Origin of the sequence: Rhodococcus sp. WY5, from assembly GCF_018588185.1 — a bacterium.
Lineage (GTDB): Bacteria > Actinomycetota > Actinomycetes > Mycobacteriales > Mycobacteriaceae > Rhodococcus_F > Rhodococcus_F qingshengii.
In genome coordinates, this window is the sequence record NZ_JAAMPR010000001.1 from 6,243,287 (window position 1) to 6,262,330 (window position 19,044).

Annotated in this window: 15 protein-coding genes; 9 read left to right on the forward strand and 6 right to left on the reverse strand. The window is 63.3% G+C overall.

Annotation, left to right across the window (positions count from 1 at the left end; all coding sequences use genetic code 11):
* Positions 1-605: 605 nt before the first annotated feature.
* On the reverse strand, positions 606-1,142 hold the full coding sequence (locus G4D79_RS28895; protein WP_054781872.1) for a hypothetical protein: 537 nt from the start codon (positions 1,140-1,142) through the stop codon (positions 606-608).
* An 877-nt stretch (positions 1,143-2,019) separates the two neighbouring features.
* The gene (locus G4D79_RS28900; RefSeq protein ID WP_099696979.1) at positions 2,020-2,598 is read right to left on the reverse strand and encodes a nucleotidyltransferase family protein; all 579 of its coding nucleotides are present in this window, start codon (positions 2,596-2,598) and stop codon (positions 2,020-2,022) included.
* Between the two features lie 65 nt (positions 2,599-2,663).
* Here G4D79_RS28900 and G4D79_RS28905 point away from each other — a divergent pair, with 65 nt between their 5' ends.
* The 3 genes from G4D79_RS28905 to G4D79_RS28915 all read left to right on the forward strand — a co-directional run bounded on the left by G4D79_RS28905 (position 2,664) and on the right by G4D79_RS28915 (position 4,464).
* Positions 2,664-2,909, forward strand: coding sequence for a helix-turn-helix transcriptional regulator (locus G4D79_RS28905; protein ID WP_007734566.1), 246 nt, complete (start codon positions 2,664-2,666; stop codon positions 2,907-2,909).
* Entirely contained in the window at positions 2,906-3,394 is a 489-nt protein-coding gene (locus G4D79_RS28910; RefSeq protein WP_003945861.1) for a hypothetical protein, read from the forward strand. The genes G4D79_RS28905 and G4D79_RS28910 overlap by 4 nt, the downstream gene beginning before the upstream one ends.
* Positions 3,395-3,480: 86 nt before the next feature.
* Positions 3,481-4,464 (forward strand): LLM class F420-dependent oxidoreductase, encoded by a 984-nt coding sequence (locus tag G4D79_RS28915; RefSeq protein ID WP_180279551.1) that lies wholly within the window; start codon positions 3,481-3,483, stop codon positions 4,462-4,464.
* Positions 4,465-4,468: 4 nt separating this feature from the next.
* Here G4D79_RS28915 and G4D79_RS28920 read toward each other — a convergent pair whose 3' ends face one another.
* Together G4D79_RS28920 and G4D79_RS28925 are read right to left on the reverse strand one after the other, a co-directional pair.
* Positions 4,469-6,709, reverse strand: a complete 2,241-nt coding sequence (locus G4D79_RS28920; RefSeq protein ID WP_099697077.1) for a VanW family protein — start codon at positions 6,707-6,709, stop codon at positions 4,469-4,471.
* Positions 6,710-7,003: 294 nt separating this feature from the next.
* The gene (locus tag G4D79_RS28925) at positions 7,004-8,359 is read right to left on the reverse strand and encodes an acetyl-CoA C-acetyltransferase (protein WP_003945465.1); all 1,356 of its coding nucleotides are present in this window, start codon (positions 8,357-8,359) and stop codon (positions 7,004-7,006) included.
* Between the two features lie 130 nt (positions 8,360-8,489).
* Here G4D79_RS28925 and G4D79_RS28930 point away from each other — a divergent pair, with 130 nt between their 5' ends.
* Together G4D79_RS28930 and G4D79_RS28935 are read left to right on the forward strand one after the other, a co-directional pair.
* A complete protein-coding gene (locus G4D79_RS28930; protein ID WP_003945596.1) occupies positions 8,490-9,836 on the forward strand; it encodes a 3-oxoacyl-ACP reductase in 1,347 nt (448 codons plus the stop codon).
* Positions 9,836-10,699, forward strand: coding sequence for a MaoC/PaaZ C-terminal domain-containing protein (locus tag G4D79_RS28935; RefSeq protein ID WP_099696980.1), 864 nt, complete (start codon positions 9,836-9,838; stop codon positions 10,697-10,699). Before G4D79_RS28930 ends, G4D79_RS28935 begins: the two co-directional genes overlap by 1 nt.
* Before the next feature lie 100 nt (positions 10,700-10,799).
* Here the strand turns inward: G4D79_RS28935 and G4D79_RS28940 are convergent, their stop codons facing one another.
* Positions 10,800-11,399: a TetR/AcrR family transcriptional regulator gene (locus G4D79_RS28940; RefSeq protein WP_003945885.1), complete on the reverse strand. Its 600-nt coding sequence runs from the start codon at positions 11,397-11,399 to the stop codon at positions 10,800-10,802.
* Positions 11,400-11,471: 72 nt separating this feature from the next.
* Positions 11,472-12,650: a glycoside hydrolase family 3 N-terminal domain-containing protein gene (locus tag G4D79_RS28945; protein ID WP_099696981.1), complete on the reverse strand. Its 1,179-nt coding sequence runs from the start codon at positions 12,648-12,650 to the stop codon at positions 11,472-11,474.
* Positions 12,651-12,751: 101 nt separating this feature from the next.
* On the opposite strand from G4D79_RS28945, the gene G4D79_RS28950 reads away from it, so the two are divergent.
* The 4 genes from G4D79_RS28950 to G4D79_RS35295 all read left to right on the forward strand — a co-directional run bounded on the left by G4D79_RS28950 (position 12,752) and on the right by G4D79_RS35295 (position 19,034).
* The gene (locus G4D79_RS28950; RefSeq protein WP_003945900.1) at positions 12,752-13,219 is read left to right on the forward strand and encodes a universal stress protein; all 468 of its coding nucleotides are present in this window, start codon (positions 12,752-12,754) and stop codon (positions 13,217-13,219) included.
* 45 nt (positions 13,220-13,264) lie between these two features.
* Positions 13,265-14,353 carry an isochorismate synthase MenF gene (locus G4D79_RS28955; protein WP_099696982.1) on the forward strand — a complete coding sequence of 363 codons (1,089 nt, stop codon included), beginning with the start codon at positions 13,265-13,267 and terminating at the stop codon, positions 14,351-14,353.
* 129 nt (positions 14,354-14,482) lie between these two features.
* Positions 14,483-14,656 carry a DUF2613 domain-containing protein gene (locus tag G4D79_RS28960; RefSeq protein ID WP_003945488.1) on the forward strand — a complete coding sequence of 58 codons (174 nt, stop codon included), beginning with the start codon at positions 14,483-14,485 and terminating at the stop codon, positions 14,654-14,656.
* A 43-nt stretch (positions 14,657-14,699) separates the two neighbouring features.
* Complete coding sequence (locus tag G4D79_RS35295) at positions 14,700-19,034, forward strand: alpha-(1->3)-arabinofuranosyltransferase (protein ID WP_099696983.1); 4,335 nt, start codon at positions 14,700-14,702, stop codon at positions 19,032-19,034.
* Positions 19,035-19,044: the final 10 nt, after the last annotated feature.

Below are 19,044 nucleotides of genomic sequence, written 5' to 3' on the forward strand. Positions count from 1 at the left end.
AGCGAGGTTTTGGGGAAGCCCGCAACTCCTCGTGGTGCCGACAACTGTACCCAAAATTTGCAAATTAGGAACTCGTTCTAGGAATTTTTCTTGCCATAGATGGAATTCATTTAGTTAGCACTAAAGTCCTAGTACTATAGTTCGGTTCATTAAATCTTTAGGACTAGAAATTTTGCACCGAAAGCGAGATGGAACCGCTTGCAGGATCAGAAAGCCACCCGAATCACGGATTCAGGTCGCGCAGCCAACTTCCCGATCACGGCTTCACGAACACTATTCGGTGGCACAAGAATTGATTGCGAGCCAACCTTACGGCGATTGCCCATAAGCCATGACTTCGAGACGATACCGATGCCGTCCAATCCGTGCCGGACGACCGAATTACATCGAGCAGGCTGCGAGACAAAGCCGCAGAGACAGGCCTGCATTCGTCACAGCCGAAGCAGCATTCGCCATCTCCCTGGCGACACCCGCGCCCATTGTCACAATTGCCGAAACACACACCCGAACTCGCAACACGGCGTCATACGGCGAACGGGTTGGAGCACGGAGACCCGCACTCCAACCCGTCCAGGTTCTTACGATCAACCTTGCAGCCGATCGACTTACTGGTAGTAGAAGTTCACCTTCGAGGCCCTATCCGAAAAGATGAACGCATTGCCATGGAGGAGGAACTCCCCTGCATCGATGACGGCGTCCGCCCCGCCGCCCGACCACTGCCCTGTGCGAGTTGTTGTGCCGTCCAACACGGTCGGAGTGTCGGTGGACATCCTGACCTCACCACCGCTCGTCACGGTGCTAGCCATCGCCGAGTCACCCTGCATGCACCATCCACCCGCGGCATTCGTTGTGGCGGTGAAGGTCGTGATCGGAGTCGTGCTGGAGGATGAGCTGTATAGCTTGCCAGTGACCTGGGCGCCCACTACCGCTTTGGCACCAGAAGGCACGCCCGCCACGTGGGCGTCCGGGCCGACGTAGAAATTGCCACATACCTGATACGCAGAGGATGCGGAAAGAGTTACGGCGGAGCCAGCAGCGCCGACGGTGGCAGCGGATGCAATACCGGTTCCGGCGAGCACCATCGCACCGGCTGCGGTACCGAGCAGGACACCTCTGACGGAATTCTTGGCAGTCAACTTCACGAGTTCTTCCTTCGGTTGAATTGATAGACCCCAGGCGTTCAATTCATAGGCGAGAGCGCGGAGTCCTTAACGCTCCAACCCGATCTGTTCTGACCATCTCTTATCACCAACCGACCTGCTATCTTCGGGGCTATCGCCAACTTCGCATTTATGGCCCTGCTCGCAGGGCTACAGCTTTCCCTAAAAGGGAATGCCCTGGTGAGAGCTCGCATTGAACAGGACCCGAAGCTCTGGTGACGTGAGTCACTGTACTCACATTTTGTCCATCCGGGAACAGGTTCTAGAAATTTTTCTTCCAACCTCGATATTTTTCTCAATGAAATTTCGAGCATCGAATGCAAAGCGTTTAAACCGACAATCCAAATAGTCGAGAAGTTTGAAAAGCCTCGACAGTCGTCGAGCAGAAAATATTCCGATATATCGCACGTTGCACGAAAAGTCACATAGACAAACCACACTTTCACCGTAGAATGTTCATTTGTTAGTGATGATTGCTATTCACATTGGAGAAACCTTATTAGCACTAAAGAATTAGACGTAAAGTATTAGAAACAATCCACCAAATATCGGAAGAGATTTTCACCATGAGGGGACCCAGACAATCATGGATGAACGTCGCAGCACACTGAAAGTTCGTGAAATTAGCGCAGACGATTCCGAAAGGCGCAAGGTCTTGCGGGGGTTCAACTACCAGAACTACAGCTGGATGCGTTGAATCCGGCCGGTTGTCTCCATGCACGGACGGACGAGACAGCAGGGTCGACACGGATCGGCCACAGTTCGTGGCCGTGGCGGACGCACTGCGACCAGGGAAGACACGCCTCTCACGCCGAAATCGGCAATGGACCATGGACAGGCTGCATCCGCCGATCGAAGTCTAGGTCAGGGTCTCCGGCCAAGGCTCCACGGTCAGCGCAGGCCATTCCCTGCGCCACCGTGCTGCCTTGGCCTCGTAAACCTCTCTCGGCGCCAGTACCGGATTGGGGCGGACGATCATGTCGAAAAGGTCGTCGTATCCATGCGGGGCATACACGTCGACGGTGCCGTCTGATCCCTTGGTGATCCCGAAACAGCAAGTTGTGGAAGCGAAGTGGTCGACAGCGTCGCGGCAACTGGTGAACGGAACGCCGGGAATCCCGAAATGCTGCTCGTACCACAGGTGCACGCGGGCTTCGTTGCGTACTTCGACATCGGCATCCACATCGGCGAACAGTTCTGCCGCCGAACGAATCACACGGTCCTCCGCGTCGTAGCTCAGATCGCCGGCGTCGAAATAGAAGAGGTCGTAGTCCTTGATCCCGGCGCCGAGGTCACGGCCGTCGATGTGATTCCAGACGGTTTGGAAGAGCCCACCCGCCGTCAGGTACCACTCCGGCAATCCCAGCTTCGGCGCACGATCCACGATCGTTGCGACCACCGGATTGGCCAGGGCGATCTCGAGAAATCGTTCACGCATGCTCTTCGGCCTCTCATATGACAAGCAAACTTGACATCTAGTGACAAGTATTCTTTACTTTTTGCATGACTGGAAAGGCTGGCGACAACAACGTGCGGGAGCACCGACGCCTCGCCGGCCTCACCCAGGCGCAACTGGCCACGGCAGGTCAGGTGAGCAGACAGAGCATCGTCTCCGTCGAACGCGGCGACTATGCACCGAGTGTCTACCTGGCACTTCGCCTGGCCCTGGCGCTGGGGACCACCGTCGAAGCGCTCTTCCCCTTACCCGAATCGGAACTCACCACAGAAATTCCAGAGGAGACGGCATGAGCACCATGATGAAGGCAATGCGGTTCGTCGGAGATCTGGACGACGACTTCTACAAGGACGAGCGTCAGCGCGACGTCTGGAACGAAGCCTCGGCGGTGGGACTCCAGAGTGTCTTCTGGGCAATATTCGTCAGCTCGGCGATTCTGCCCTGGGTCGCCGGCCGAACAGGGGCGTGGATCTCGCTCGCCCTGCTGATCGTTGCGTTGTTCGGCTCGTTGATCACGATCATCTATGCGAAGCGCCGCGATGTGGACGTGTACCTGCTGTCCACCTACGGCCGCCCTCGCGTGGTGATCAGCATCGCGCTCTACCTCGTGGCCGCTGTCGGAATCATGGCCCGTCTCGAATTCGATTCGTACGAAGAATCGTCAACCTGGGTCGGCGCGCTGGTAGGCGCCATCATCGGCGGTGGCATCGCAATCGCAGTCGTCAAACTTCACCAGCAGCGCGCCAAGCGACGCGACGCGGCCGAAGAACTTCTCTGACTTCCGGAAAGTCTGCCCAGCACAACGGAATCCATAGAGTTGGTAAAATCGTGCCAGGTCAACCGATCGCGAGTAACGTCGAAACGGTGAGCACTCGCCTCGGATACCAGATGCCCAACTTCAGCTACGGCGGTCCGGTCAAGGACCTCTTCCCCACCGTCATAGCGCAGGCCCGCGAAGCCGAAGCCGCAGGCTTCGACACTGCATTCGTGATGGATCACTTCTACCAACTCCCCGGAATCGGAGCGCCGGACGCCCCGATGCTCGAGGCCTACTCGGCGCTCTCCGCGCTGGCGACGGCCACCGAGACCATCCAGTTGTCTGCACTGGTCACGGGAAACACCTACCGCAATCCGCCCATGCTCGCCAAGACCGTCACCACCCTCGACGTGGTGAGCGGCGGTCGGGCCATCCTGGGCATCGGCGCCGGTTGGTTCGAACTCGAACACAATTCGTTCGGATACGAGTTCGGAACGTTCACCGAGCGCTTCCAGAAACTCGACGAAGCACTGCAGATCATCGCGCCGATGCTCCGCGGTGATCGCCCCACCTTCGACGGCAAGTGGTACCACGTCAAGGACGCCATCAACGAGCCTCGCGTCCGCGACGACCTGCCGATCCTGCTCGGCGGTGGCGGTGAGAAAAAGACGTTCGGCCTCGCCGCTCGCTTCGCGGATCACCTCAACATCATCTGCGACCCGTCGGAACTGCCGCGCAAGATGGAAGCACTTGCGGCACGCTGCGACGAAGCCGGTCGCGATCCCGCAACCCTCGAGACCAGCTTCCTCACGTTCATGATGATCGACGAGGACGGCGACAAGGCTCGCGCCCATCAGCGAACGTTTCTCGCGGAGCGTGGCCTCGACATCACCACGGCGCCGGAAGACGTGGTCGCCAAGGCCACCGAACGCCATTTCGTCGGCAGCCCGGACGACGTCGCCGAGCAGGTTCAGACGCGCATCCTCGACCAGGGCATCGACGGCGTCGTGATCAACCTGATCACGAACGGCGAAGAGCCAGGCATCGTCGACCTCGCGGGCCGCACCCTCGCCCCACTCGTCGGCAAGTAGTTCCCTACTCGCACTTCACGATCGGCACCGGGTCGTACTTGACGGTCCGGGTGTTCGAGGAAATCTCGGCGCCACTCGCGTGGTCGGTGATCACGCGAGTGTCGCTGACCGTGAACCCGGGCGCACCGCTCGAAGCCACACAGCCAGGCCCCTCCGGCAAGGTCACGGTGTTCGGCGACGTCGGCGACGTCCGCGGGCCGGTCGTCGACGTGACATCGACAGTTTTGGTTCCCCAGATCCGAACGGTGATGTTCGACGACGTCGCAATCGTCTCGATCATCACGCCGGTCTTCGCCGGATTACGGAACTGCAGGTCGATCGCACCATCGAAGATGGTCGCCTCACGAGCCTCGGGGTACCGCGAGATGTAGTAACTGTGCTCGGTGTGCGCGACGTCCTCCATACCTGCGAAATACGTCGCGTTGTAGAGCGTCGTCGCGAGCTGGCTGATACCGCCGCCGACAGCCTTGTCCGGGCGACCGTTGTTGATGATCCCCGACTCGATGTATCCCTGCGCCGCACCGCGCGGGCCCGTGTACTCGTTGAGCGAGAACGTGTCACCGGGCTTGATCACGGCCCCGTCGATCTCCGACGCGGCCAGGCCGATGTTCACACCAGACGCGTATTCGAAACCACCGGTAGTGAATTCGCCGATCACCTCATTGATGCCGAGGGCCTCCGCGGCTTCGGTGGTCAACGCCGGCGGGACCGGTCCGTAAACGGCGGGCGTTGCCCGAGAAGCCGTGCTGCCCAACAGAACCGGAAGTTCCTTGACCGTGTCCGGCCAGTTGATCAGATCACCGACGACACCGGGCACAACCGACGGTTTGCCACCGGCGAAGGTGAACGACGCGTCCTTGGGTTGTACTTCCGTCGACGCCAACTGCGGAGTCAGAATCTTGATCGCAGCATCCGTGTTGTACTGCGGAGTCAGCCCACCCGAGCCGTCGGGTGTGAAGGTCAGAAACTCGCCGATCTGATCGACGCCGAGTGTCGCGACCTTGCCGTCACGGCCGTTGACCACGACGTCACCCGAGACAGCTGGAATAGCGATCTCCTGCAGCGCACGATCGACACCGGCCTGAGTGACCGTCACCGGAACCTCGTCGACCGGAAGATCGACGACGCCACCATCGGACCATTCAGCGGCGAAGGTCGAACCCGCCTGCTGCGTTTCGAGCGCCTGACCGGCAGCGGGCGAAACACCAGTCGCCTTCCCGTTCTCGAACACGACTGCACCTTCGACGGGCGCACGATCGCTGTTCGCCGCGAGCTGCGCCATCGACGCATCCAACGCACCCTGGTCGATTGCCGACACCACGGGCACCTCGCGGGAGCCGAAGAACGACGTGATGCGGGTGATCGGGTTGATGGGCTGAGCGTTCACGCCCGACAGCGTCGCCGACCAGTCGACGTCCACACCCGCAGACGCGGGAACGATCTCGGAGTCGACGCCGCCTGCATGTACCGCTACCGGTTCGACGAGCCTCGGGCCGAGTTGGGCGCGCAGCGTGGCTTCCGCGTCGGCGGGCGTGAGATCACCGATGTCCACCCCGGCAACCTGAGTGCCGCGTGGTGTCTTCCCGGACGAGGTGAAGATGTCCACTCCGTAGGCAATCGCTGCGACGGCAAAGATGGCGCCGACTGCTATCGCCGGTTTGACCCACTTGCGGGAAGACTGCGAAGCGGGCGCCACCGGTTGTTGCGGCGCCGGGGGTGCAACTACCTCTGGTTCTCGGACAACAGGCTCGTACTGCTGCTGGATGGGTTCGAGTTGCTGGGTGTCGTACTGCTGCACGAACTCGGGACGCGGCGGCTTCGGGGGAACCACCACTGCCGGGGGCTCGAACTGCTCTGTCTGCTCGTCGATGGCTTCTGTCGCCGGAGCCGAGTCGACCAATTCCGTCGGCGGTGCGTCCTCCGCTGGGACGACAGGGATGACGGTGGTGACCTCGTTTGCCGATTCGTCGACTGTCGCTTCCGTGGAATCGCTTGCTTCTTCGTCGACAGGCCTTGGTGCTTCGGCTGGTTCAGGTTCTACTGATTCAGCCTCGACAACGGCCTCGGTGTCCTCAGGGGCCTCGGGTTCCTCGACCGACTGGGGTTCCTCGACCGACTGCGTTTCCTCGACCGACTCGGTCTCTTCGACCGCCTGAGGTTCCTCGACCGACTCGAGTTCCTGTTCCGGGAGGGACGAGTCCTCGCTGTTCGTCTTCTCGACGGACGGACCCTCTTCGTCACTCACCTGTTGGCTCCTCGCTGCATCAACCGTCGCTGCGGCGCTCACCGACAACTCAGTACAGGATATCCGGACATACGAGAGCCCCGCGCTGCTGCCAGGTCGGGGGTCAGGCAGCAACACGGGGCTGTCATGAATATCGGTAGCTATTCTGCAGCGTTACACGCCTGCGCGAAAAAGTTTGCAAAGAGTTCGGGGATCCGGCCACCCCTCGTGGCCGGATCCCCGATTACGCATCCCCTCGCGACGATCACTGCAGGTGAGCGCAGTTTTCAGTCGCATGGGGAGATTGTGGAGCGGTTACCGCTCGATGATCGCCGTGACACCCTGGCCACCGGCCGCACAGATCGAGATCAGGCCGCGGCCCGAACCCTTCTCCGCGAGCATCTTTGCGAGGGAAGCCACAATACGTCCGCCGGTTGCCGCGAACGGGTGACCTGCAGCCAAGGACGATCCGTTGACATTGAGCTTGCTTCGGTCGATCGATCCCAATGCGCCGTCGAGGCCGAGACGTTCCTTGCAGTACTCGTCCGACTCGAAGGCCTGCAGGGTTGCCAGAACCACCGAAGCGAAGGCTTCGTGGATCTCGTAGTAATCGAAGTCCTGCAAGGTCAGACCGTTGCGGGCCAGCAAACGCGGGATCGCGTACGTGGGAGCCATGAGCAACCCGTCTTTGCCGTGGACGTAGTCGACGGCAGCGGTTTCGGAATCGACGAGGTGCGCCAGAACCGGAAGATTGCGTTCGGCTGCCCACTCGTCGGTGGAGAGGAGCACTGCAGAAGCGCCGTCGGTGAGCGGCGTCGAGTTGCCTGCCGTCATCGTCGCGTCGCCGAGCTTGGTACCGAAGACGGGCTTGAGCGTCGACAGCTTCTCGACGGTCGAACCGGGACGGAGGTTGTCGTCGCGGGTCAGGCCGAGGAACGGGGTGACGAGGTCGTCGAAGAAGCCGCGGTCGTAGGCAGCTGCCATGTTCTTGTGGCTGGCAGCGGCAAGTTCGTCCTGGTCCTCGCGCTTGATGCCGAATTCCTTGGCGGTGATCGCAGCGTGGTCACCCATCGACTTGCCGGTGCGAGGCTCGCCGTTGCGCGGAATCTCCAGGCCGAGCATGCCCGCACGGACGTTGCCGAGCAGCTTGATGCGGTCGCCCGTGGACTTCGCGCGATTGAGGGAGAGCAGGAACTCGCGCGCCTGATCGTTGACGCCGATCGGGGCGTCGGACGTGGTGTCCGTGCCGCCGCCGATGCCGGAATCGATGCGGCCGGCCGAAATGGCGTCGCCGACGGCGATGATCGACTGCAGTCCCGTGCCACACGCCTGCTGAAGGTCGTACGCCGACGTGTACGGGCTCAGCGCGCTGCCGAGAACGGACTCGCGAATGAGATTGAAATCACGGCTGTGCTTGAGCACCGCACCGCCGACGACCATGCCGAGCTTCTCGCCCTGCAGATTGAATCGGCTCACCAGACCGTCGAGCGTCGCAGTGAACATGTCCTGGTTGGACGCCTGTGCGTACGCCTTGTCCGAGCGTGCGAAGGGAATGCGATTTCCGCCGACGATCGCAACCGGACGGCGCTGACCTGCAGAATTTGCAGCGGCTGCGGCCGGTGCAGTGCGCGGTGCGGCGGGCTTTGCATTTGAACGGGCTTTGCTTGTCACTTGCGTCTCCAAGGATGGTGCGATTAGCTGTTGAAGACTATTCTTACTCAGTAGTAAGTTACTTGTCTATCGCCGCATTCTTTCGATTGCCCGGTGAGAGACAACCCGAAACACAACAGAAGGTAGGACCGTGGCAGCCAGCAAGGGAGCTCCCGACCTCTATTCACAGTTCCTCTCGTCCGCCCCCGGCGCATTCATCGCGTCGAAGGCCGGCCTGCCCAGGCCCGAGAACCTGCGTCGATACAAAGCAGGAGAACCCGCACTCGCCGGACCTGTCCTCATCGGCGGCAAGGGTCGACTCGCAGAACCACTTCGCGTACTGCTCTCCGACTACCCGGCGGCTCAGGCACACGACAGCAGCTTCGGTGGACTCGTGTTCGACGCCACCGGAATCACTCAGGTCAGCGAGCTCGAGCAGCTGTTCGAGTTCTTCCAGCCCGTGATCCGCAACCTCGCACCGTCGGCTCGCGTCGTCGTTCTCGGCACGACGCCGGAAGAAACGTCGAGCGTCGACGAGCATGTCGCGCAGCGCGCTCTGGAAGGCTTCACCCGCAGCGTCGGCAAGGAGATCAAGCGCGGCTCCACCGCTCAGCTGGTCTACGTCTCCCCCAAGGCATCCACCGGACTCTCCGGCGTGGAATCGACTCTGCGCTTTCTCCTTTCGGCAAAGTCCGCCTTCGTCGACGGCCAGGTCATCGTCGTCGGCGCTGAAGATTCCGTCGCGCCCGCAAGCTGGGACAAGCCGCTCGAAGGCAAGGTTGCCGTCGTCACCGGCGCAGCCCGCGGTATCGGCGCCACCATCGCCGAGGTCCTGGCCCGCGACGGCGCGCACGTCGTCTGCGCTGACATCCCGGCCGCCGGCGAAGCGCTGTCCGAGACCGCGAACAAGGTCGGCGGCACGTCCCTCGCCCTCGACGTCACGGCAGCCGACGCAGCCGAGGTCCTCGCAGCTCACCTCCTCGAGCGTCACGGTGGAGCGGACATCATCGTCCACAACGCCGGCATCACCCGCGACAAGACCCTCGCCAACATGGACGAGGGCCGCTGGAACATGGTCATGAACGTCAATCTTCTTGCACCGCAGAAGATCACCGAGCACCTCGTCGAGAAGGGCGCTCTCAAGGAAGGCGGCCGCGTCGTCGACGTCTCCTCCATCGCCGGCATCGCGGGCAACCGCGGGCAGACCAACTACGGCACCTCCAAGGCCGGCGTCATCGGCCTCGTACACGCCGAAGCTCCCGTCCTGGCGAAGAAGAACATCACCATCAACGCCGTCGCACCGGGCTTCATCGAGACCGCCATGACCGCAGCCATCCCCTTCGCCACCCGCGAAGCCGGCCGCCGCATGAGCTCGCTCCTGCAGGGCGGCGAGACCGTCGACGTCGCCGAGACCGTCGCATACTTCGCCAGCCCGGCCTCCAATGCCGTTACGGGACAGGTCGTTCGCGTCTGCGGCCAGAGCCTCCTGGGCGCATGATGGCAACAAAGACCGTCGCGCTCACCGAGCAGCCGAAGACCCTCGACATCTACTCCCGCGCGGTACTGGGATTGTTGCCGTGGAACAAGTCCAACTCGCGCTCGGTGCCACAGCAGACCTTCACCCTCACCGGACTGAAGGTCGACACCGACAATCTGGCGGCGTACTGCCGCGTGACCGGACTGCGGTTCGGCGACACTCTGCCGATCACGTACCCCTTCACCTTGGCCTTCCCGACCGTGATGAAGCTGATGGTGTCGAAGGACTTCCCCTTCGCCGCCGTCGGCTCCGTTCACGCCGAGAACGTCATCGAATCACTGCGGCCCATCTCCGTCAGCGAACCGCTTGACCTCTCGGTGCATGCCGAGAACCTGCGTGAGCACCGCAAAGGCTTGCTGATCGACGTGGTCACCGAAATTCGGGTGGGACGGGAACTGGTCTGGCGACAGACCTCGAGCTTCCTGAACCAGCAGAAGACCTCCCTGTCCGGCCAGCCCGGTCCGGAGCCCAAGGCCGACGAGGTCCCGCCGATGCCGATGAGCACCATCCGCGTCGACCAGACCACGATCAGCAAGTACGCCGCTGTCTCCGGCGACCGCAATCCGATTCACGTCTCGTCTCTGGGCGCGAAGGCTTTCGGTTTCCCGAAGACCATTGCTCACGGAATGTGGAGTGCCGCGGCAGTTCTGCGGACCGTCGAGGGGTCCGTCGCGGACAAGGTCACCTACAGCGTGCGTTTCGGGAAGCCGATTCTGCTACCGGCGACGCTGAATGCCTACGCTGATCGCACCGACGACGGCTGGGATCTGTCACTGCGCCACCCGAAGAAGGGTTACCCGCACGTCACTGCGACGCTGCGCTGACCTGAGTTTTGTCGGGTTCCCACCCGCCCCAATTGAGCGAACGTACCTTTCGGCGCCTTGGATGCGCTGAAAGGTACGTTCGCTCAGATTGGTTTGAGAGCTATTCGGACTTCTTCTTGCCCGACAGACCGCGCCACGCGAGGGATTCGAGTAGATCCGCTGCGGCATCCACTTCGATTTCCCCACCCGCGACCCGGTCGGCTACCGCCTCACCGGCGCCGACGAGCGCGATGGCGATGATCCCGTAATCATGCGCGGCATCAGGATCCTTGGTGCTGGACTCGAGCAGATGCGCGGTCAACTCGATCAACCGATCGCGGCTGGACTGCACGGTTCCCGCAAAAGCCTGCTGCCCGACGGCCTGACGGTAGAGCACCATCCACGACTTGCGGTTTGCGCCCACGAACCCGAGGAAGCCCTCGAGAGCGGCGCGCAATTGTTCACGCGGAGTCAGGTTCGGCGCGCCGGCCGGGGCGAGGGCCTCGAGGAAGCGGAGCCCTTCACGATGAATGCACGCCGCGAACAACTCTTCCTTCGAGCCGTAGTACAGGTACAGCATCGGCTTCGAGATCTCGGCTTTGGCTGCGATGGTGTCCATCGAAGTTTCGTGAAACCCCCTGTCGGAGAACACGTCCACAGCCGCGTCGAGCATCTGCTGCTCACGCACTGCGCGTGGCAGTCGCTTGGTACCGCCGGCCATGCTTCCTCCAACCACAGGGTAAATGTCGATCTTACTCTACGGTAAGATTGCGCGTCGAATCCTGACTTCGACTCAGCAGGTCACGGCACCTTTGGCAGCGGCAACTGTGACCACAGCCTGATCGACCCGCGTCTGCGGAAGCTCACCCGACGCGACGGCCTGCTCGAGATGATCGAGAACCCGCGGAACGTCGTCGGTGGTCAGCCACAATGCCTGATCGACTCCAGCCACCAGCGCAGCCTGAACCGCGTCGGCAATATCGTATCGGTCGGTGATCGCCTGCATTCCGCTGAGGTCGTCGGTGAATACCGGGCCGGTGAACGGCGCTGCGCCGTAACCCACTCCGTCGCGAAGCAACGCAACGGCTGCGGGGCTGATGCTGGCAGGGGTACCGGGCTCGGTCAGACCGGGAACCTCGAGGTGACCCATCATGACGCCGACTCCCGTTCCCGACAGCTCACGGAAGGGAATCAGGTCCGACGCGATCAGATCCTGCAGCGGCGGCGTGGTCACCTCACCGCGGTGCGAGTCACCCGACGCGCTGCCGTGCCCCGGAAAGTGCTTGATCACCGGGAAGATTCCGGCGTCGCGCATCCCCTGCGCGTACGCACCGGCGTAGGCAACCACGGTCTGGGGGTCGTCGGAGTACGAGCGGTCCCCGATCACGGAGTCGTCGGGTTGGCTGCTGACGTCGACGTCGGGGGCGTAGTTGACGGTGATCCCGAGATCCTTCAAACCGCGTCCACGCTCGAGTGCCATCTGGTACGTCTGTTCCACTGTCATGGTCTGCGCCGTTTCCCTGGCCGACGGATCGGGCCCGAGGATGTCCGCGACGCGCGAAACCCGTCCACCTTCTTCGTCGATCGTCACCATCAACGGCAACTTCGACGCCGAAGCAACCTGCGGCACTTCGCGATTGGTGAGCATCGACTGATCGGTCCAACTTCCGACGAAGATACCGCCGATCTCCTCGTTCTGCACTATCGACAACGCGTCGTCGGTCCCGGTGACGCCGACGTTGAGCAGCTGGGCAAGTTTCTGACGCAAGGACAGCGAGGCTAGAAGGTCGCTACCGCACGATGCGGCGACGGGTGCGGAGCTCGATGCCGCAGACGTCGACGTGATCTCGGTGCTGGTGCTGGTCGGGGCGCTCGAAACCGGATCGGCGGTCCCGTTTTCGCCCGAGCATCCCGCAACCAACCCTCCGCACAATGCAATGGTCGTTGCAGCCTTCAGAAACTTGATCCGCATACCTCGACCGTAACGGACCCGGTACCCATACACTCCCTCACGGGCACATCGGGACGGTAGCCTGGAAGAGAACCGATTCCCCCGCTGACGAGGAGGTCGTGATGCCACAAGGTCTGATGCTCATCGCGTACGACGGTTCCGACAACGCCAAGCGTGCAGTCGACTATGCGGGGCGTTTCCTCTCCGCCAATCGTGCTGTTCTCGTCACTGCCTGGGAGCCCATGGTTCGCCAGGCCGCTCGCATGTCCGGCCTGTCCGGGGTGATGCAACCGGAGTGGGTTCCCGACGACGACGTCGAGGACATCGCCTACACCGACGCCAAAGTCACCCTCGCCGAGGGCGTCGCACTGGCCGAGGCCGCAGGCCTGACCGTCGAAGGCAGAAGCGCCGAGTGCCGATCCGCGATCTGGTCTGCAATCTGCGAAACCGCAGACGAATTGGACGTCGACATCATCGTGACCGGCACCCGTGGCACCACGGGTTTGCGGTCGCTACTGCAGAGCAGCGTCGCGGATCATGTTCTGCGTCACAGTCATCGGCCGGTGTTGATCGTCCCTCCGGGGAAGTGACCTTCGCGCATTCCTGATCCGTGGCCGACTAGTGTCGAAAGCACCATGGACGGTTTTGTTCTCTCGCGCCCCGATCACAGCGTGGTCACCCGCGGCGTACGACGCAGCTTCGACAGCTCCGACGCGGCCACCAACGCTCTGTCGGCAGGTACGACAAAGCTGATCGTCGGAGCGCTCCCCTTCGACCCCGCTGCCGCAACGGCGTTGTACGAACCCGCCGAGGCGACGATCGCGTCGCGGCCGTGGCAACCGCGCGATCCCCAGGCCCTGCCCACGACCCGGGTTGACCGGGAGATCCCGTCGTCGTCGGAGCATCTTCGTCGAGTGGAAAAGTTGATCGGACGCCTCCGCAGTGGAGAGATCGACAAGGTTGTCGCGGCTCGCACTGTGGAACTTCGCACGCAGACCCCGATCTCCCCAACCGCGCTCGCCGCACGCATGGCGGCGCTCAATCCCGTCGCCAACACCTTTGCCGTCGACCTCTCTGCTGCGGGAGCCGAATTCGCGGGCCACAGCCTGGTCGGCGCGACGCCCGAAGTATTGGTCAGTCGACGCGGGCGCGTCGTGACGTGTCGCCCGTTGGCCGGGACCACCAAGCGATCCGCCGACGCCGATCAAGACCGCGAGGCAGGCGAAAGCCTTCTGCATTCGACGAAGAATCTGGCCGAGCACGCCTTCGTGACGTCGTGGATCCGCCAGGTCCTGCAACCGATGTGCAGTGATCTGTCGGTGCCGGCAACTCCCGAACTGACCAATACTCACGAGGTCTGGCACTTGGCCAGCCCGATCCGCGGCACACTGCGAAACGACACCACTGCGCTCGACCTCGCCATCGCGCTGCATCCGACGCCCGCGCTGTGCGGAACACCCACCGACGCGGCACTGAAGGTCATCCGCGAGACCGAGGAGCCTCGGCGTTTCTACGGCGGCGCCGTGGGATGGTGCGACGAGGCCGGTGACGGCGATTGGGTGGTTGCCATCCGCTGCGCCGAGATCAGTGCCGACGGCCGCAACGCCTGGGCCAGCGCGGGTGGTGGAATCGTCGCCGAATCGGATCCGCAGGACGAACTCGACGAGACATCTACGAAACTGCGCACTCTGTTGACCGCGCTTGGCGCCGAAACCCTCGACTGACCAGCACGTCACGAGGGTAATCGTCCGGATTCTCGAGTGCGGGTGATACCTTGACCCGAGCAGTTCGTACGGGCCGGTAAGTCCGTCCGACCGCGAACGACCGACTAACGACCAATTGGGAGATCCGCGATGACGAAGTTCCTTGTCCCCGGTGTGGCCAGCGCTGTCATCGGTGCCGTTCTGGGTGCCGGCGTCATCTTCGGTGTCACGGCCGCCGCGTCGGACAACACTCGTCCCGAGATCGACCGCAGCGGAAACGCAGATTCTTCCGTGCTGAACCAGGTTGAGTACGGCAGCCGCTGAGAGCGCAGGCCTCGCGAGTTCCCGTTCTTCCGCCGACGCAGCGGTGTCTTCGGTAGACACCGCCCCGTCGGCAGAGCCCCTGTCGAAGCGGTGGCTGTTCGGCGCCTCCGTCGTAGCGTTTCTTCTCACTTTTCTGCAATCGCCGGGTCTGATCACCGCTGACACCAAGTACGACCTGACGCAGAATCCGTTCGGTTTTCTCGAACGCGCCTCGCATCAGTGGAGTAGTCAGGCCCCGCTCGGCCAGGTTCAGAACCAGGCCTACGGATATTTCTTTCCGCACGGGCCGTTCTTCGCGCTCGGCGAGTTGGCGAACGTTCCGCCGTGGGTCACCCAGCGCATCTGGTGGGCGCTGCTTCTGATCGCGGGTTTCTGGGGCATCATCCGCGTTGGCGAGGCTCTCGGAATCGGCAGCCGTAGTTCGCGCGTCATCGCAGCGGTTGCCTTTGTTCTTTCTCCCCGCGTGCTGACCACTCTCGGTTCGATTTCCTCGGAAACCCTGCCGATGATGTTGGCGCCGTGGGTGTTGTTGCCGGTGGTTTTGGCCTTCGGCCCTGTGCGTGGAAAAGGAGTCCCTGGACTCCCTAACCGCTCACGGGGGTTGAGGCGGTTGGCCGCACAATCCGCGCTTGCCGTCGCACTCATGGGTTCGATCAACGCCGTCGCCACCGCCGCGGCCTGCCTGGTCGCGATCATCTGGTGGCTCTCGCACAAACCCAACCGAACATGGCTGACGTTCACCGCCTGGTGGGCCCTGTTCGTCGCTCTCGGCACCCTCTGGTGGATCGTGCCGCTCCTGCTGCTCGGCAAGATCAGCCCACCGTTTCTCGACTACATCGAGTCCGCCGGTGTCACCACTCAGTGGGCATCGCTCGCCGAGATACTTCGCGGCACGGACAGTTGGACCCCGTTCGTCTCCCCCGAACGCATTGCCGGCGCCGTCCTGGTCACCCAACCCGCAGCAGTCGTCGCCACCGGCCTGGTTGCCGCCGCCGGCCTCGCCGGGCTCTGCATGCGGTCCATGCCTGCTCGCGGCCGGCTGACGCTCATCCTGTTCGTCGGTATCACCGGCCTGGCCGCGGGTTACGTGGGTGAACTCAGCTCGCCGGTGTCGGAGTCGGTGCGCCTGTTCCTCGACTCGGCAGGCGCGCCGCTGCGCAACGTCCACAAGCTCGAGCCGTTGGTCCGTCTGCCGCTGGTGCTCGGACTCGCACACCTGCTGGCCAAAGTGCCGCTGCCGGGATCAGTTCCACTCGCCCGATGGCGGCGTGCGTTCGCCCATCCCGAGCGCGAACCGATGGTCGCACTGACCAGCCTGATCCTCGTTGCCCTCACCCTCTCGACCGCCTTGGCCTGGACGGGAAAGCTCGCTCCCCGCGGTGCGTATCCGGACGTCCCCTCGTACTGGAACGAAGCAGCGCAGTGGCTCGAGGACAACACCTCCCCCGGATCGGAAGCCGAACGTGCCCTGGTCGTCCCGGGAGCGCCCTTCGGCAGCCAAGTCTGGGGTCTGACGCGCGACGAACCGCTTCAGGCGTTGGCGAGTACGCCGTGGGCAGTACGTGACTCGGTCCCCCTGACCCCTCCCGGCGCCATCCGAGCGCTCGATTCGGTGCAACGTCTCATCGCCGACGGACGTCCGTCGGACGGCCTCGCACAGACCTTGCTGGGGCAGGGCATCCACTACCTGGTGATGCGCAACGACCTCGACGGCGAAACGTCGCGCTCGGCCAGACCGATACTCGTGCACCAGGCGGTCGAAGGCTCGCCGGGGATCAAGCGAGTCGCCCACTTCGGTGAAGACGACAGCCCCGAACCGATCGAAGGGCTGGTCGCGGACAGCGATCTGCGGCCCGGTTACCCAGCCATCGAGATCTTCGAGGTCACCCCGCCCGACGGCACCACGGCGGTCAGCGGCCCGTACTCCGTCGACCTGAACCAGGTTCCGCGTGTACAAGGTGGGCCGGAATCGTCTGTGCGACTTCACGAAAGCGGGCTGGTTCCGGGGACCGGGCCGATGATTCTTGCCGCCGACGCCGAAGCTGCGGGACTGCCCGTCGATTCGGTCACCGTCACCGACACACCGCGCGATCGAGAAACCGATTTCGGTCAGGTCGACAACCACAGTTCCGCCCTGCGCACCCCCGACGACGCTCGTCGTACCTACAATCTGGTGCCCGACTACCCGGTTGCGAACACGCCTCTCGTGGAAGGCCGTTGGAGCGGAGCTTCGATCACCGTCTCCAGCGCCGCCTCGGATGCCACCCAGCTGGGCGGCACTTCACCGTCGAGCAGTCCGGCATCGACGGTCGACGGCGATCCCGCCACCGGCTGGTTCAGCAACGGCATCGAACGAGCCCTGGGCCAGTGGTTGCAGATCGACTTCGACACACCGATTTCCAGTGGGTTGCTTCATCTGACAACCAGTGCCGCGGCAATCGGTGCTCCCGTCAAATGGCTCGAGGTCTCGACACCGAACGGCAGCACGGCGGTGAAGGTGGAGCGTCCCGGTGAGCCCATCACCGTCTCGATTCCGGGTGGCAACACTCCGTGGGTACGCGTCACAGCGACTCACACCGAAAACGGATCGCCTGGAACACAGTTCGGCATCAGCGAACTCTCCGTCGAAGACTTCTCCGATCGCAGCGCGCCGAAGACCGTACCGATCCGTTTCGACACGGTCCTGCCGAGTACGCCGACGGGCGCATCTGTGAACGCGTGGAACCTGAGCCAGGAGTTCCCCGGCCGCAACGCCTGCGCCGACTCGACCGACCGCGTGCGGTGCAGCAATGCATTCATGGCGATACCGGAAGAGCCGAGCCGCTTCCAGCGCACGCTCACGGTGCCCGAAAACACAGTCGTTGCACCGACACTGACCGTCCGAGCGCGTCAGGGCAACGCCCTCGAAGATCTGCTTTCCGTCCCAGGCCGAATCACGGCTTCGGGTTCGAGCGACATCGGCGACACACGCGGATCTGCCTTCGCTGCCACCGACGGCGACGCACGCACCACGTGGTCGGCGCCGCAGAGCACCACCGAACCGGGCGGCCCGAAACCGACGCTGACTCTCAATCTTCCCGAGCCCACCCTGGTCACCGGCCTGGACATCACGCGGGGACTTGGCACTCTGCCGTCGCTGCCGACCAGTGTCGCGGTGAATCTCGGCAACGGGCCGCAGGTGCGAGAGCTGCCCGAGCCCTCGGACGACACGCCTCAAACCAGTCGAGTTACCCTCTCCCCCTTCGTCACCGACAAGATCGTCCTGAGCATCACCGATTGGGAACCGGTCCTCGATCAGACGGCGCTCGGCTTCGCCCAGGCGCAGCCCACCGGCCTCGCCGAGGTCGGCGTCGTCGGTGCCGACGGAACCCCGATCGCCGGTTCCGGAGTGCAGGGCTCGGACTCATTCGACAACCGCACCGTCACCGTCACCTGTGGCGACGGACCGACCATTTCGGTTGCCGGACAGCAGTTCCCCACCTCGATCACGGCGACGGCAACGCAACTCCGGACCGGCGCACCCGTCGAGGCACGTGTGTGCGATCTGGACGCGTCGGCGACTTTGCCGGCGGGACAGCCTGAAGTGGTCGTCGAACCAGGCCCCGCACTCTCGGTCGACAATCTCGACCTGACTGCGGTCGGTCCTTCAGCCGCGCAGCGGAATACACCGCTCGAATCGACCGCGTGGACGGCGAATCACCGCGAACTCACCGTCACGAACTCGTCCGCCGATCAGCTGATCGTCAATCCCGAGAGCACCAGCATCGGTTGGATCGCCACGGCGCCGGACGGTTCCGAGCTGACGCCGGTGGTCGTGAACGGTTGGCAGCAGGGCTGGATCGTGCCGGCAGGCACCGCGGGAACCGTCACCATCGACTTCCCCAGCGACCGTTGGTACCGCCTCGGCATATTCGGCGGGCTCGTGTTGCTGATCCCGCTGCTGTTCGCGGCACTTGTCCCTACGCGCCGAGAGCCCAAGTCCCTCACACCACCCCGTCCGTGGCGCAGCGTCGCGGCAGGATGGGTGGGCGTGCTCGCGGCGGCCACCGTCATCGGCGGCGGAGTGGGAGCGGCGATCGCAGTTGTGTGCTCGATCCTCGGACTTGCCGCGCTGCGAATCTTCGGCCCCGCTCGGACCGCACGCATTCTGGTCGGCACTGCCGGCGTAGCCGCGATGATCGGCATCACGCTGCTCTCGACCGGACCGTGGCGGGCACCGGGCGGCTATGTGGGCGATTCGTTCGCGATTCAGTTCTCGATGTTGGTGGCCTTGGTCGTGACCGGGTTGGCCGCGTTGCCCTTTGCCGGTTCACCGATATGGCGGCGCTTCTCCCAGCGCGTGACCGCGACGCGCGCCGGTTCCTCCACCAAGGCGTAACTGGCCGAGG

Coding starts and splice junctions, on each gene's coding strand:
- G4D79_RS28940 (WP_003945885.1), bottom strand. CDS start 11,399: ATGGCCGGCGGTACCAAGCGACTGCCACGCGCAGTGCGTGAGCAGCAG.
- G4D79_RS28905 (WP_007734566.1), top strand. CDS start 2,664: ATGACTGGAAAGGCTGGCGACAACAACGTGCGGGAGCACCGACGCCTC.
- G4D79_RS28910 (WP_003945861.1), top strand. CDS start 2,906: ATGAGCACCATGATGAAGGCAATGCGGTTCGTCGGAGATCTGGACGAC.
- G4D79_RS28955 (WP_099696982.1), top strand. CDS start 13,265: ATGGACGGTTTTGTTCTCTCGCGCCCCGATCACAGCGTGGTCACCCGC.
- G4D79_RS28900 (WP_099696979.1), bottom strand. CDS start 2,598: ATGCGTGAACGATTTCTCGAGATCGCCCTGGCCAATCCGGTGGTCGCA.
- G4D79_RS28945 (WP_099696981.1), bottom strand. CDS start 12,650: ATGCGGATCAAGTTTCTGAAGGCTGCAACGACCATTGCATTGTGCGGA.
- G4D79_RS28960 (WP_003945488.1), top strand. CDS start 14,483: ATGACGAAGTTCCTTGTCCCCGGTGTGGCCAGCGCTGTCATCGGTGCC.
- G4D79_RS28950 (WP_003945900.1), top strand. CDS start 12,752: ATGCCACAAGGTCTGATGCTCATCGCGTACGACGGTTCCGACAACGCC.
- G4D79_RS28935 (WP_099696980.1), top strand. CDS start 9,836: ATGGCAACAAAGACCGTCGCGCTCACCGAGCAGCCGAAGACCCTCGAC.